The 13,448-nt window shown below is 42.2% G+C and carries 16 protein-coding genes; 7 read left to right on the top strand and 9 right to left on the bottom strand.

Annotated elements, in window-relative coordinates; genetic code table 11:
- The first annotated feature begins 25 nt into the window (after positions 1 to 25).
- From sbcD to EV579_RS04195, 3 genes are read left to right on the top strand one after another with little or no spacing between them, the layout of a single operon-like run.
- The gene (gene sbcD / locus EV579_RS04205) at positions 26 to 1,201 is read left to right on the top strand and encodes an exonuclease subunit SbcD (RefSeq protein ID WP_122631156.1); all 1,176 of its coding nucleotides are present in this window, start codon (positions 26 to 28) and stop codon (positions 1,199 to 1,201) included.
- On the top strand, positions 1,198 to 4,593 hold the full coding sequence (locus tag EV579_RS04200) for an AAA family ATPase (RefSeq protein ID WP_133744017.1): 3,396 nt from the start codon (positions 1,198 to 1,200) through the stop codon (positions 4,591 to 4,593). Before sbcD ends, EV579_RS04200 begins: the two co-directional genes overlap by 4 nt.
- A 20-nt stretch (positions 4,594 to 4,613) precedes the next feature.
- Positions 4,614 to 4,913, top strand: coding sequence for an HNH endonuclease family protein (locus tag EV579_RS04195; protein ID WP_024425503.1), 300 nt, complete (start codon positions 4,614 to 4,616; stop codon positions 4,911 to 4,913).
- Positions 4,914 to 4,960: 47 nt separating this feature from the next.
- Here the strand turns inward: EV579_RS04195 and EV579_RS04190 are convergent, their stop codons facing one another.
- The 8 genes from EV579_RS04190 to EV579_RS04155 form a co-directional block, all read right to left on the bottom strand.
- Positions 4,961 to 5,179 (bottom strand): spore germination protein, encoded by a 219-nt coding sequence (locus EV579_RS04190; protein WP_003211468.1) that lies wholly within the window; start codon positions 5,177 to 5,179, stop codon positions 4,961 to 4,963.
- A 22-nt stretch (positions 5,180 to 5,201) separates the two neighbouring features.
- A complete protein-coding gene (locus EV579_RS04185; protein WP_024425504.1) occupies positions 5,202 to 5,633 on the bottom strand; it encodes a spore germination protein GerPE in 432 nt (143 codons plus the stop codon).
- A complete protein-coding gene (locus tag EV579_RS04180) occupies positions 5,633 to 5,809 on the bottom strand; it encodes a germination protein GerPD (protein ID WP_003210893.1) in 177 nt (58 codons plus the stop codon). The genes EV579_RS04185 and EV579_RS04180 overlap by 1 nt, the downstream gene beginning before the upstream one ends.
- Positions 5,806 to 6,420 (bottom strand): spore germination protein GerPC, encoded by a 615-nt coding sequence (locus EV579_RS04175; protein WP_024425505.1) that lies wholly within the window; start codon positions 6,418 to 6,420, stop codon positions 5,806 to 5,808. The genes EV579_RS04180 and EV579_RS04175 overlap by 4 nt, the downstream gene beginning before the upstream one ends.
- Before the next feature lie 30 nt (positions 6,421 to 6,450).
- Positions 6,451 to 6,684, bottom strand: a complete 234-nt coding sequence (locus tag EV579_RS04170) for a spore germination protein GerPB (RefSeq protein WP_003210877.1) — start codon at positions 6,682 to 6,684, stop codon at positions 6,451 to 6,453.
- A gap of 14 nt (positions 6,685 to 6,698) precedes the next feature.
- On the bottom strand, positions 6,699 to 6,920 hold the full coding sequence (locus EV579_RS04165; RefSeq protein WP_024425506.1) for a spore germination protein: 222 nt from the start codon (positions 6,918 to 6,920) through the stop codon (positions 6,699 to 6,701).
- A 125-nt stretch (positions 6,921 to 7,045) separates the two neighbouring features.
- A complete protein-coding gene (locus EV579_RS04160; protein ID WP_133744016.1) occupies positions 7,046 to 7,207 on the bottom strand; it encodes an aspartyl-phosphate phosphatase Spo0E family protein in 162 nt (53 codons plus the stop codon).
- Positions 7,208 to 7,329: 122 nt separating this feature from the next.
- Complete coding sequence (locus EV579_RS04155) at positions 7,330 to 8,424, bottom strand: CotH kinase family protein (protein ID WP_133744015.1); 1,095 nt, start codon at positions 8,422 to 8,424, stop codon at positions 7,330 to 7,332.
- Positions 8,425 to 8,630: 206 nt separating this feature from the next.
- On the opposite strand from EV579_RS04155, the gene EV579_RS19360 reads away from it, so the two are divergent.
- The 3 genes from EV579_RS19360 (at position 8,631) to EV579_RS04140 (ending at position 10,741) form a co-directional block, all read left to right on the top strand.
- Positions 8,631 to 9,248: a CotG/ExsB N-terminal domain-containing protein gene (locus tag EV579_RS19360; protein WP_133744014.1), complete on the top strand. Its 618-nt coding sequence runs from the start codon at positions 8,631 to 8,633 to the stop codon at positions 9,246 to 9,248.
- Between the two features lie 126 nt (positions 9,249 to 9,374).
- Positions 9,375 to 10,280, top strand: coding sequence for a fumarylacetoacetate hydrolase family protein (locus EV579_RS04145; RefSeq protein ID WP_133744013.1), 906 nt, complete (start codon positions 9,375 to 9,377; stop codon positions 10,278 to 10,280).
- A gap of 92 nt (positions 10,281 to 10,372) precedes the next feature.
- Positions 10,373 to 10,741 carry a YisL family protein gene (locus EV579_RS04140; RefSeq protein WP_024426524.1) on the top strand — a complete coding sequence of 123 codons (369 nt, stop codon included), beginning with the start codon at positions 10,373 to 10,375 and terminating at the stop codon, positions 10,739 to 10,741.
- 38 nt (positions 10,742 to 10,779) lie between these two features.
- Here EV579_RS04140 and EV579_RS04135 read toward each other — a convergent pair whose 3' ends face one another.
- On the bottom strand, positions 10,780 to 11,307 hold the full coding sequence (locus EV579_RS04135; RefSeq protein ID WP_133744012.1) for a DUF2777 family protein: 528 nt from the start codon (positions 11,305 to 11,307) through the stop codon (positions 10,780 to 10,782).
- A gap of 154 nt (positions 11,308 to 11,461) precedes the next feature.
- On the opposite strand from EV579_RS04135, the gene asnB reads away from it, so the two are divergent.
- Entirely contained in the window at positions 11,462 to 13,303 is a 1,842-nt protein-coding gene (gene asnB / locus EV579_RS04130; RefSeq protein ID WP_133744011.1) for an asparagine synthase (glutamine-hydrolyzing), read from the top strand.
- The last annotated feature ends 145 nt before the right edge of the window (positions 13,304 to 13,448 follow it).

Below are 13,448 nucleotides of genomic sequence, written 5' to 3'. Positions count from 1 at the left end.
TGTATCGGAATGAGAGGTGAATCACATGAGGATTTTGCATACGGCAGATTGGCATCTAGGAAAAACCCTTGAAGGCCGGAGCCGGCTTGATGAACAAGCGCAGTTTTTAGATGAGCTGTATCAAATCGTAAAAGACGAACACATTGATGTCATTGTCATGGCTGGAGACGCCTTTGATACAGTGAATCCGCCTGCTAGAGCAGAACAGCTTTTTTATGAAAGTCTATCTGCCTTATCTGATAAAGGAAAACGTCAGGTCGTGGTCATCTCAGGCAACCATGATAATCCGGATCGACTATCTGCTGCATCTCCTTTAACAAATGATCAGGGGATTCATTTAATTGGATATCCGACAAATGACATCATCCGCGTCGATGTTCCTTCTTCGAGTGAACGTTTATCCATTGCAGCACTCGCTTATCCGTCTGAAGCGAGACTTAACGAGGTGCTGGCTGAAACATTTGAAGAGAAATTGCTTCGTGATCATTACAATTTAAAAATACAGCAAGCGTTCCAACATTTAAGCGCTCAATTTCAAGCCGATACGGTCAATATCGCAACAAGCCATATTTATGTGGCAGGAGGAAGTCAAACAGATTCAGAAAGACCGATTGAAGTAGGCGGTGCATATACCGTTGCAGCTGAAAGTCTGCCAGAAGCAGCCTGCTATGTGGCCCTTGGTCATTTGCACCGCCCGCAAACCATCAAACGTGCCAAAACGATTGCCCGCTATTCCGGGTCCCCTCTTGCTTACAGCTTTTCTGAATCAGGATATGCCAAATCAGTCACGATTGTAGAGGCAAAACCTAATGAAAAAGCAAGCTGGAAAGAAGTGTTGTTATCAAGCGGAAAACCACTTGTGAAATGGAAGGCAACTGAAGGATTGAGCCAAGTACACGAGTGGCTGGATGAAAAACGGGATCTTCAGGCATGGATTGATTTAGAGATTCATTTAACAGATCAGCTCTCCATAGAAGAGATTCATCAGCTCCGAAAGCAGCATAGCGGGTTTGTCCATATTAGACCGAAATTTAAAGAACTTCAGCAAATGGAAGAACAAAAGCAAGTCGAAAAGCTCTCAATCGAAGAGCGGTTCGTGAAATTTTATGAGCGCCAGACAGGCGGCGGTCTTCCTGATGAAAAAACAGTCAAGCTGTTTTTGGAGCTCGCCAATGAAATGCAAGAGGAGGAAGCGACTTGAAGCCGATTACACTAACCATTAAAGGACTTCATAGCTTCAGAGAAGAACAAACAATTGACTTTAGCTCATTATGTGATGCAGGTGTGTTTGGCATTTTTGGACCGACAGGAAGCGGAAAGTCGTCCATATTAGACGCCATGACCCTGGCACTTTATGGCAAAGTGGAACGTGCGTTAAATAATACACATGGTATTTTGAACCAAGCGGAAGAGAAGCTGTCAGTTTCCTTTACGTTCGCTTTACAAAAGGAACATCACATTTCTTATAAAGTAGAACGTGCTTTCAAGCGGGCAGATGAAATGAAAGTCAGAACGACACTATGCCGTTTGATTGAAATTGGGGATACGCAGACAGTTCTTGCAGATAAAGCGAGTGAGGTCAATCGTAAAATAGAAGAATTACTCGGGTTAACCATTGATGATTTTACGCGAGCGGTTGTCTTGCCCCAAGGGAAGTTTGCAGAATTCCTTTCTTTAAAAGGAGCCGATAGACGACAAATGCTTCAGCGTTTGTTTAACCTAGAGAAGTATGGGGATCAGCTCGTTAAACGTTTGCGCGCAAAGGCGCAGAATCAGTATGGACAAAAAAATGAACTGCTTGCTGAGCTGAATGGCTTAGGAGAAGCTGGCCCAGAGGCGCTCGCAAAGGCAAAGGAAGCGGCAGAGCAGGCAAAGGCTATTTTTCATGAGAAAAAACAAGCGCGGGATGAGGCGTTCACTGCTTTTACAAAGGCGCAAACAATTTGGCAGTATCAAAAGGAACAAGAAGCTTATGAGACGGAACTAAACCATCTGAATCAACTGGCACCATCAATGGAAGAGAAAAAGGCCAAGCTTCATATTGCTGAGCAGGCAGAGGCATTAAAGCCTTATGCGGATACATTAACAAAGGCTGAAAATCAGCTTTCTCAAGCATTAAAAGAGAAGCAGGAAGCAGAAAATCAGCTACTGCATCAACGAACGATCTATGATCAAATGACACAGAACTATGAGCAAGCAAGGCAAAAGAAAATAGAAACTGAGCCAGAACTTCTTCAAAAGAAAGAGCAGCTGCTTCAGCTAAAGGAAATTGAACGGAAAAAAGAGGCGGCTCTTCAGGAAAAGACGGCAATCGAACAGCGAAAAAACGATACAGCGCAGCAATTATTACAAAAAAAAGAAGAAGCAGACAATCTCCAATCTTTGTTAGAACGTGCACTGGCAAAACAAACACAGCTGAAGCGTGAGCTGGAGCAATTACAAGTCTCTGTAAAAGAACGGAAAAGTGTACAGGATGCTTTGCGTTTAAGCGAAAATATTCAAAGAATACACCAAAGCATACACAAGGAAGAACAAAAGATGGAGGAGCTCAAAAAGCGATCAACACAGACCGCAGCAGCATATGAAAAGCTTCAAAAACAGCAAAAAGACCATCATGAAAAAATAGACCAATCGTTTCAAGCGATTGAACAGCTCTATTTCTATGTATGTGAATTTGAACGGGCTTTTACAGAATGGAGTAAAAGAGAACAAAGTCAGAAGCTCGAAAAATTAAAACAGCGTGATGCTGTTAGGGCGGCAGAATTAAGAAAAGAATTAGCGGCAGAGCTCGTAGATGGTGAGCCATGTCCTGTTTGTGGATCGATTCATCATGACCCAAAAGCACTGGAAAACACTGATCATGAAGAAACAGTGGCACAAATCGATGAAGTGATTCAACGGATGGACACAGAGCTCAAGCAGGCAGAGGAATATACAAGAGACATGTATGCAGCCAAGCAGTTATTGGAAACGCACGCCAATCAATTAGTAAAGCAGTTTGCCTTTTTATCTCAGAAAGCTCCAGGTGCGGAAGTTGCAGCAGCAGTAGAAGCAGTGCAAAAGCCGGAGTCCTTGCAGTATCTCATGCAAGAATGGAAAGGCTTGAAACAAGATATTCAAGAAGTTGAACGTAAACGAGCTCGTTTAATGGATGAAACATATGATCAAGCAGCAGAGATAAGCAAGACGCAAGATCAAATGACATTTGAACAGCAGCGTATCGAAGAATTAGACGGGCTGATCAAGGAGCTTCAATCTGAGCTTTCAGAGCAAACGTCTCAATTTGAACAGGCCTTCCCGCACTTTACATTGCACCAAGTACAAGAGATGCAAAAGCAGATCGACGAAAAGGACCAGCAAGCGGAAGGCTATAAAGAGCGTATTGAGAAAAGTATTTCATTTTTGGAAGAAAAACAGCAGGCAAAAGAACAGCTGCAAACAGCCATATACGATGTAGAGAAGGAACTTGATAAACTAGCGCATCAGCTAGAAAGCCAGCAGCAGCTCATTCATCAATATGAAACAGATTTAGGGAGATATCCATTGGAAGCTGTCTCCATTTCTGATGAATTGATCGAGGTTGAACACACGCTTGCTCGTCTCAATGAAATGGAACAGCAATCGTACAAGCAATTACAGCAAGCGCAGGAGCTCTTTAGTGAAGCACAAAGTCATTTTTCAAGCTGTGAGCGTCAGCTTCAAGAGGCTGACCGGAGAAAACAAGAAGCAAGTGAAGCATGGACTAAAGAATCGGAGTCTTCTCCTTTTGATAAGCCTCAAGAGATTGAATCTGCTTTCATGAATCAATCAGTACGTCAATCTGTTAAACAAGAAATTGACGAATTTGAGGATAAAAGAAAGCAATGTGCCGCAAACTTAAAGCGAATTTCTGAACTGCTGAAAGATGAGTCACTAGATGAAAAGCAATGGACTGACATTCAACTGAGGAAAGAAGCGGCAGAAAAGGCATTGGAAGAAGCAACAGTGATGAGCGGCTCTGCATATGAACATCTGCGTGTAATGGAAGAAAATCACCAGCGATTTGCAAGTATTCATGAACGCTTGGCGGAGCTGCAGCAAGAAATTGATCGGCTCGATAAGTTGCAAACTGTGTTTAAAGGAAATACATTTGTTGAGTTCTTAGCAGAAGAACAGCTGGAAAGTGTCAGTCGTGATGCATCTGCCCGTCTTGGTATTTTGACAAGACAAAGGTATGCGATTGAGGTTGATTCAGAAGGCGGTTTTGTCATGCGTGATGATGCGAATGGCGGTGTCCGACGTCCAGTGTCCAGCTTGTCCGGCGGGGAAACCTTCCTGACGTCGCTTGCGCTTGCGCTAGCTCTTTCAGCGCAGATTCAGCTGAGAGGTGAGTTCCCGCTGCAATTCTTTTTCCTTGATGAAGGCTTTGGTACCCTTGATCAAGACTTGCTTGATACAGTGATTACTGCATTAGAGAAATTACAGTCTCAAAACTTAGCTGTTGGTGTCATCAGCCATGTGGAAGAATTGAAAATGCGGCTGCCGAAAAAACTGATTGTCCATCCGGCAGATCCAAGCGGGAAAGGGACAACAGTCTCAATGGAATTAATGTAAATATTGAGGTGATGACACGGGTGGCAAAGCAAACAATTGGATTATGTGAGATGTGCGGAAGACAAGATGTCCTGCTCACAGAACATCACTTAACCCCAAGAGAAGAAGGCGGGGCTTTTTTACCGACTGCCTACCTATGCATCCCTTGTCATAAACAAGTACATGCCCTCTATACAAACCAGGAGCTTGCCGCACGTTTGAACACAATTGATGCGCTGAGGCAGGATGAAAAGCTTGCTTCGTACATCAAATGGATTCGGAAACAGCCGGCAAGCAAGCTGGTCAAAACAAAAAAATCGAGACAGCGCAGAAAGAAATAAGCATAAAAAAGCGCTCCTCTATTTGAAATGGATGCAGAGGAGCTGCTTTATGCATTGCCTACCATATTCTGATCATTTAAGTCAGGATCCACATAGTTGGTGGCGCTAATGCCATTATTTAATATCAAGAAATCTCCGGTATTCCCCGCTCCAGAGCCTAAAGCAGATTTTGACGAACTTTTAGGCGACAGGTAGAATGAGTCACCGACGTTTACGACGCCTCCAGAAATAGAGTTAATGTAAATGGGTCCGACAATTGCTGGCATAATCGACATCCTTTATTCGAAGTCATATCACCATCATATGCGCAGGTAGGTCCATTTGTGAGTTTTGCGGACTTTCATCATTGCTAAACAGCTCTCTAATATGCTTCACTCGCGCAACGCCATTCATTCTACAAGTAGAGCCGATTTGATAGACAGAGGACGATGATACCCCTTCTACATGGATTGAAGACACTTTAATCACAGGCTTTTCATGGTAAAATGCTGTTCTCACTGATCGCTCTGGCAGCATCAAAGGAATGGGCTCATAATACACTTCAAATTCTTTCGCATCTAAATTTTCTGCTTCATAGCCATAAAACAAACTAATGGTTCGTTGAACAGCTAATACCTTGACTTTTGGGCATAGCTCCTGAGTATCACCAATTTGAACCACACTCGAAATCCCGACAGAATTCACCTTTGAGAACTTCACTTGAGATGTGCGTTTGATCATTATCGAGGCGCCAGAGGAACAAACGGGCCAATAATCAGAGATTCTGGCGGTGTATCAAAAATTGAGGATAATTGTACATGGTCTGTGTCCCCGATGATAAACAGGGAAGAAGACGATACCCCGACTACTTTAATGCTTCCAGTCTCGATGTTGCGGTTGACAACTGTGAAATTCATCCGTTTTCCTCTCCTTTCGTTTCACTTGGAATATGGGCTAAAAAGTGCTCAATCGCTCGCTTTACATCATGCTTCACATATTCAGCAATTTGCTCTGAACGCTGCAGCGGTGTCATATCTTCCCGGTGTGGCAGCTGTCCCGCATAGTATTTGATCCTGCTGTCAATTTGCTTGCGAATATCCTCAATGATATGGTGTTTGTTGCTTTCATCGAGGGACCCTTCGTATCGCTGTTCTAGTTCTTCAAGAAGTTCTGGTGCTTCTTCATTTAAAAATGCATCGACAAGCTGCCGTGTTTGATTGAAAAATTGACCAGCCATTTCTTGCTGCATCATTCCAATTCCCGGGGTTGTTGTTTGGCCCACTTCAAAGTTTTGAACACTGTTTGGATCAGATGGATTGAGGCCGATATTCAGCGTTCCTTCCAGCCGTTCGATTTTCAGTTGATCAAATTGATAATCAATCCGTTCAATATTCGTTGTCGGTTTATCTTTGATCATTTGTATTTCCTGCTGAAGCTCGTTAAGCCTTTTTTCAAGCATCATGATTTGTTGCGAGTGTTTTTGAATGATGCCATATACTTGTGAAGCGTTGCTCTGATAATCATACATTTACATACACCTCCGGGGATTGCAGATGGCTTAAGTTGTTGGTGACTGAAGCGGTACAAAAGGTGCTGTGCTTGCGCCTTGAGATTCTTCAATTCCTTGTGTACCTGCTGCGGCAGGCGCTGCTTCTACATAGCTTCCCGTGTTATACAGGTTGGAAAGGGCCTTGATGGATCCAGCACTCCCAATTTGCAGAACAGAGGAGTTACTCACAGACTCTACACGTAAATAATTAATTTGTATCGCTTGATTAATATAGAAGTTCAACGGATCCTCACTCCTTACAAGTTACCAACAAGCGGTTGATCAATGACATCACTGTCGTACGTATTTGTCACACTTTTGTAGTTGCTAATTTGTAATTGATCACCTGTATTAAAACTGCCTGCGCCAGCAAACGTTTTAACCTGACTATTTGGAGAAATGGTGATGCAGTCTCCAACATGAACGACTCCGCTCGTTCCGACGGCATTTACTTTAAAGGCTCCCACAATAGCCGGCATAGCGGTGCACATCCTTTATAAAATTAGGGCACTTGTTTTGGGCGTTTCACCATAGCTTATGATGGGTCTTTTAATGTGTGATTGTCTTTTTGAAAGCTTTTGATGAGAGGAATTAGATGTATGGCTTACCCTTTTTTTGAGCAATCTTTAGAGGTGTATTTGATGCCTTTATTTAAGAGTGTGTCAAGCTCTTGACTGCACCTGATCGTTTCTTCGGCATTCATCCCGAATTTTTTTGCAGTCTCAATTAAATGTAATCTTTTTTGTTCAATTTCATAATTGATCATAACGGACGCCAACTCTCACATTTTTTATCAAATAGAAGGATATGGTTAGTATACCCTATTTTTCTATAAAAAAAGCTGTTTCGTCAATATGAGTAATAAAGTGACAAAATTCGAAAGTGTTCTTACGTACCAAATATCTCTTTTTTGATCTCAGTCTGTAAATAGCGTCGTCTTTTGTTGATATACTGCCGAATTAAGTCTCTTTCAGACTGCAAGATGTCTTTTCGATCTTTCGTATATGGATCATCTCCAATTCGATCCTCAATCGATTCATGCCATTTCTCGATGATTGGGCAGAGCCGGTCTTCTACAAAATGTGTATCGAGTACATGCTGGAAAAGTGTGTAATAGGCTCTTTTAAACGAAGGGATATCTAGTAATCTAGCAGTTAATGTATTAAAGCCGTTTACTGGGATATAATCAAACGGCATTTCTTCTCCATGAATGTCACGACCCCATGTTGCATCATAATCCCAAGGAAGTACTTGAAACCTCCCTTGTTCATTTACATAAAGAGCGTAGTTATGAACAAAACCATCAAAGTTTTGTGTGCATACCACACCGATGAGCCAGCGGAAATACTGTGTCACATCTAGGTATTGTTCAATTTTTTCTGCAAAAGTGTCATCTTTCGCTGTGTTGAGAAAGTAAATAAATTCACTTAGCTGCTGATCATGTTGAGAAGTTCCCGTTTTTTTCTCGTATCCGAGAAGAAGGTGCTTTTTTGGTTTTTTATCAAAAGAACTCAAAAGGGAGAAGTTCGCGTCATCATCAACCGCATAATAAATGCCGCCTCCTGAAAGCTGCCGTTTTTGAAGAAAGAACTCATCGACGGATTCTATTTTCAAATAAATCCCTTCTTTTCTTCCATTTATGGTGAGAAACACATGAGAAGCAGCGGGGCTATGCACCCCCATCTGCTCAAAGAAATAAAAGGACAGCCTGTTTCGGATAAACGAAGGATCATTGTACTCTGCATTTAAATGAAAGATCGATTCGCCTTGTCTTTGTTTCGGCTTTCGATATTCAATTTGATAGGACTTTTTCTTAAGCTTTCTAATGTGTGATCCGCGGTATGAAGCATAAATATGTGATTTGGTTTGGCCGGTTTTTAGAATAGCTTCAACAGGTTCATCGTTCCAAATGTCTTTTTTTAATTCAATCAGGTCCTTTGGATGAATCCACATATCAAGTTGTTTTAAAGATTCTTTGTTCATACGTTCATCAGCCTCCTATATGCTCTTCTTTACGATATGAAAGTGAAGGAATGTCCTGTACCGGCTGGTAGGTATTCATGGAGTTTTAAAGGAAAGAGGCATTCGTCACGAACACTTGTCTACCGAGTCTCGTAACATAAAGCAGAGAAGATAAACAGCTTTGTCTGTTTGTTTTGTCGAAGCATAGACTGGGAGGGGAATTGTTCGTGAGTACAATTGATCATTCACACATTGAACATGCAGTAGCTTCACTTCGAAGTGAGGGACGTGATCATCACTTAGATCGTGAACCAGAATCGAGACGTTCGCATAAGTCAGCTCGTTCTCGTCATTCAAGTCGCGGTCATTGGTTCTTTGGTGGTGGTGGACGCCGTAAATCACGCCGCAGTAAAAAAAGTTACAGAAGCTATCGTTCAAAGAAAAGTTATCGCTCTAAGAAAAGCTATCGCTCGAAGAAAAGCATGAAGAGTAAAAAGTCATATAAAAGCAAAAAATCTTACAGAAGCAAAAAGAGCGAACCGAAAAAGTCACACCGCAGCAAATGCAGATCCCATCATAAGAAAAGCTGCCGCAAATCACACCGCAGCAAATGCAGATCTCATCATAAGAAAAGCTGCCGCAAGTCACATCGCAGCAAATACAGATCCCACAATAAGAAGAGCCGCAAGTCACGTCGCAGTCATCGATCTAAACGTTCTCATCACCATAAACGCAGCCGATCTTGTCGAAGATGTGGAAAGAAAACGCATCGTTCCCGAAATAGAGGAAATGTTGAGCGTAAATGGGATCAAGGAAACATGTGGGAGTACCGCCGTTTTCGCTAAGCGTTAGATCATCATTTTTGAAACCCTTTTTAAAAGAGAGTATGATAAAAAAGGGTTTTTTTTGTTTCATAGAGAAATAAAATGGGACATCATAACTTAGCGAAATGAAGATTGTGAGGGGAAGACATGAAGTTTTTTACAGGTGAAATACATAGCAGCATGTTTATTGGGGTAGTCATTGATGATGAATGGGTGATGGACGTCAAAAAGGCAGAAGCGAAATTATTTGAGCTTGAGACACTGCCAAACTCTTTATCTGAGTGTATCAAAATGGGGGACAAGTTTGTTGAACATGTCGGGCAGCTTCTTGATTGGGCTGAGAAAAAAGAAGAAGACCGCGGTTCTTATGTATATCCGCTTTCGGACGTGAAACTCCATGCCCCGATTCCAAAGCCGTCTAAAAACATCATGTGTGTCGGAAAGAATTATCAAGATCATGTCATGGAGATGGGAAGTGCGGCGGATATTCCTAAAGACGTGATGATTTTTACAAAGGCACCTACTTCTGTCATTGGACACGAAGCGGACATTCTTCTTCATGAAGCTGTGACAAGTGAATTGGATTATGAAGGAGAACTTGCCATCGTGATGGGCAAATCAGGAAAAAACATTGCTCCTGAAGAGGTCCAAGATTATATATTCGGTTACACCATTTTAAATGATGTGACGGCAAGAGATTTGCAGAAAAAACATAAACAATTTTTCATTGGCAAAAGCTTAGATACAACCTGCCCGATAGGACCTTATATCGTTCATAAGTCAATGATCGAGGATCATGGTGCGCTCCATGTGGAAACAAAGGTAAACGGAGAGGTTCGTCAGTCTGCCAGTACGGAATTAATGATCTTCACAGTTGAGGACATTGTCTCCACTCTTTCAAAAGGGATGACATTAGAAGCGGGTGACATCATTGCAACAGGTACACCTTCTGGGGTAGGGAAGGGCTTTGAACCGCCTAAGTTTTTAGCTTCTGGAGATCGAATTGACATCACGATTGAACCGATTGGAACGCTGACAAATCACGTCAAATAAAGCGCGTGATGACACAGGATTGTCGCTTTGTGTTCGACTTATTTCGTGGTACGATGAGAAGGTACTTGTTCTGATAAAGGGGGAAATCACAAATGGGAACACATTTACATATCACAGCATGGGTGCTGGGGATTATTTTATTCTTCGTAGCCTTTGCTCTAGCAGGTAAAAATGACAAAGGCGCTAAAATTGTGCACATGATCGTTCGTTTATTCTACTTGATCATCATTGCAACAGGCGTAGAGCTGTATGTTCGCACAGGAATGAAAATTCCAGGTTACGGGGGCGAGTATATTGGAAAAATGATTCTTGGTATCCTCGTGATCGGTTTCATGGAAATGGTCCTAGTGCGCAAGAAAAAAGGAAAATCGGTGACTGGTGTGTTGATTGGTTTTATCGTATTTGCGATTGTGACCATTCTTCTCGGTTTACGTCTGCCGATCGGTTTCCATATCTTTTAATATAAAAAGGACATTGCTTATACGAAGCAGTGTCCTTTTTATGTGGCATCAAATTGTGAAACGATCCGTTGTCCGTCTGAAGTGGTCCATTCAAAACGAATGTGGCTGGCTGCAGGCTCATGGTGACATTGAAGTGCAAGTGATTGCGTATCTGCCGAAAACTGAAAGAAAGAGACGCGCTGCAATGAATGAAAGGAAGAGAAAACACAATCATAGACGGAAAAACCAAGCTGCTCTATCTGGTCAAGGATGTGATCAAAAACGTTTTCCGGTACGAACATGAGAAGATCAAGCCAGCCTTTGGCAAGAGACGCCGTATATTGAATGTTTTCTCCTCCCTGTACTTCTATTAGCTGCCCGTTTTCATGAAGAATCATAGAACCGAGCAATTCCCCTTTTGTCCATTGGTCATTTTCCTTCAAACAGATCATTGTGCTTTGAAGACTTTCTGGCAGCATGATCTCTCCTTCATCATCTTCAATCAGGCAATGCCCGTTTTCAATGAGCAAATACCCATTACACCATCTTCTGCTGCAGCGTTCAAGCTGTCTCATTCGATTCTCCATTTGCAAAAGCTCCTTTCCTCTTTCTTTTCTTACCAAATCAAGCTTGTCCTATACGCCGGGAAAAAAGGACAAATCAACTATCAAGGAGACGATGCATAAACTAAGAAAGGCTGAATGAGAACACTTGAGGAAAAACGGATGGGAGCTGATGATGATGTGTGGAATTACAGGCTGGGCAGACTTTAAAAAGCCGCTCATCCAACAGGATCATGTAATCAATCAAATGACAGATACATTATCTAAAAGAGGGCCAGATGATACAAATACATGGAAAAGTGAGCACGTTCTTTTCGGGCATAAAAGGTTAGCGGTGGTAGATGTAGAAGGCGGAAAGCAGCCGATGACATATACACATCAAAACCATGCTTATACGATTGTATACAATGGAGAGCTCTATAACACGGAGGATATAAGAAAAGAATTGTTAAAAAGGGGGCACCGCTTTCTTGGGCATTCTGATACAGAAGTTCTTCTTCATGCCTATACAGAATGGAAGGAAGAGTGTGTCTCTCATTTTAATGGCATTTTTGCATTTGTGATCTGGGATAGTGAGCGTGAATTGTTATTTGCAGGGAGAGACCGGCTAGGCGTCAAGCCATTTTTCTATACAGAACGTCATCATTCCTTCTTATTTGGTTCAGAGATCAAAGCACTTCTTGCTCACCCTGATATCAAAGCAAAAGTCGATCATGAAGGACTGTCGGAGATCTTTGGCTTAGGACCGTCAAGAACACCAGGTCAAGGCGTGTTTAAAGGGATAAAAGAGCTGAGACCTGCACATGCCTTGACCTTTTCAAAAGACGGTCTGCGCGTATGGAGATACTGGAATGTCAAAAGCAAGAAACATACTGATTCACTTGATGACACCGCACAGCACATTAAGCATCTCTTTACAGATGCCGTGACAAGACAGCTCGTCTCTGATGTGCCTGTATGTACATTTTTATCTGGGGGCGTCGATTCTAGTGCCATTACTGCCATTGCCGCTAAGCACTTTGAGAAAATAGGGGAAGCACCGCTTCATACGTATTCCATTGACTACGAAGGAAACGATCAATTCTTTGAGGCAAATCAATTCCAGCCGAATGCTGACGGTCCTTGGATTGATCAAATGACCAAAGCGTTTCAAACGAATCATCACAGCTGTATCATTGGGCAAAAAGAACTCGCTTCCTATCTGAAGGAAGCCGTTGAGGTTCGAGACTTACCGGGTATGGCAGATATTGATTCTTCCTTGCTTTGGTTTTGCCGAGAAATTAAAAAGGACTTCGTTGTTGGCTTGTCAGGTGAATGTGCGGATGAAATCTTTGGCGGCTATCCGTGGTTCCATATGGAAAATGAAACGAATGGTTTTCCTTGGATGAGATCGACTGAAGCTAGAACGCAGCTCCTGCAAGACTCGTGGCAAAAAAAGCTGTCACTTAAGGAATACGCGCAAAGCAAATATGAAGAAACGGTAGCAGAAACGCCTCTTTTAGATGGAGAAACCGGCGTCGATAAAGCCCGGAGAGAACTTTTTTACTTAAATATGATCTGGTTTATGACAACACTGCTTGACCGTAAAGATCGAATGAGTATGGGGGCTAGTCTTGAGGTACGGGTGCCATTTGCAGATCATCGCCTTGTCGAATATGTGTGGAATATTCCTTGGGAAATGAAAATGCATGGAAATCGTGAAAAAGGGGTTTTACGAAAAGCATTAGAGGGAATTTTACCGAATGAAGTGCTTTATCGAAAGAAGAGTCCTTACCCTAAAACACATCATCCAGCCTATACTCAGGCTGTGAAAGAGATGCTCACAGACTGTCTCGCGCAAAAAGACTCTGTACTTCACGAATTTTTAGATCCACATCAATTAAAGCAGCTGATTGAAACGGAAGGGGCTTCCTTTCATGTGCCATGGTATGGCCAGCTCATGAAGGGCCCGCAGTTGATTGCCCATCTAGCACAGATTCATCATTGGTTTGAAACGTATCGAATTAATATAGAAGCGTAATAAAGAGTCGGCTTTCTTGCACATGTTGAAAGGGAGCCGGCTTTTTTGATACATAACATGAGGCTTTTTGAGCACATCAAAAGTTGATGTAATCTTTTCAATTTGTATAATTAACTTAAAGTGAATTAATTTGGAGGAAAAAGGA

Source organism: Bacillus sp. BK450 (genome assembly GCF_004364885.1).
GTDB classification, from domain to species: domain Bacteria; phylum Bacillota; class Bacilli; order Bacillales; family Bacillaceae; genus Bacillus; species Bacillus safensis.
The sequence above is the reverse complement of the archived record's forward strand: the minus strand, read 5'-3'. Positions and strand labels throughout refer to the sequence as shown.

What these genes read in the sequence shown, in the direction of transcription:
- EV579_RS04185 (WP_024425504.1), bottom strand. Translation starts at nt 5,633, where the DNA reads ATGATCAAACGCACATCTCAAGTGAAGTTCTCAAAGGTGAATTCTGTC.
- EV579_RS04145 (WP_133744013.1), top strand. Translation starts at nt 9,375, where the DNA reads ATGAAGTTTTTTACAGGTGAAATACATAGCAGCATGTTTATTGGGGTA.
- EV579_RS04165 (WP_024425506.1), bottom strand. Translation starts at nt 6,920, where the DNA reads ATGCCGGCTATTGTGGGAGCCTTTAAAGTAAATGCCGTCGGAACGAGC.
- EV579_RS04180 (WP_003210893.1), bottom strand. Translation starts at nt 5,809, where the DNA reads ATGAATTTCACAGTTGTCAACCGCAACATCGAGACTGGAAGCATTAAA.
- EV579_RS04140 (WP_024426524.1), top strand. Translation starts at nt 10,373, where the DNA reads ATGGGAACACATTTACATATCACAGCATGGGTGCTGGGGATTATTTTA.
- EV579_RS04155 (WP_133744015.1), bottom strand. Translation starts at nt 8,424, where the DNA reads ATGAACAAAGAATCTTTAAAACAACTTGATATGTGGATTCATCCAAAG.
- EV579_RS04175 (WP_024425505.1), bottom strand. Translation starts at nt 6,420, where the DNA reads ATGTATGATTATCAGAGCAACGCTTCACAAGTATATGGCATCATTCAA.
- EV579_RS04160 (WP_133744016.1), bottom strand. Translation starts at nt 7,207, where the DNA reads ATGATCAATTATGAAATTGAACAAAAAAGATTACATTTAATTGAGACT.
- EV579_RS04190 (WP_003211468.1), bottom strand. Translation starts at nt 5,179, where the DNA reads ATGCCAGCAATTGTCGGACCCATTTACATTAACTCTATTTCTGGAGGC.
- asnB (WP_133744011.1), top strand. Translation starts at nt 11,462, where the DNA reads ATGTGTGGAATTACAGGCTGGGCAGACTTTAAAAAGCCGCTCATCCAA.
- sbcD (WP_122631156.1), top strand. Translation starts at nt 26, where the DNA reads ATGAGGATTTTGCATACGGCAGATTGGCATCTAGGAAAAACCCTTGAA.
- EV579_RS04135 (WP_133744012.1), bottom strand. Translation starts at nt 11,307, where the DNA reads ATGGAGAATCGAATGAGACAGCTTGAACGCTGCAGCAGAAGATGGTGT.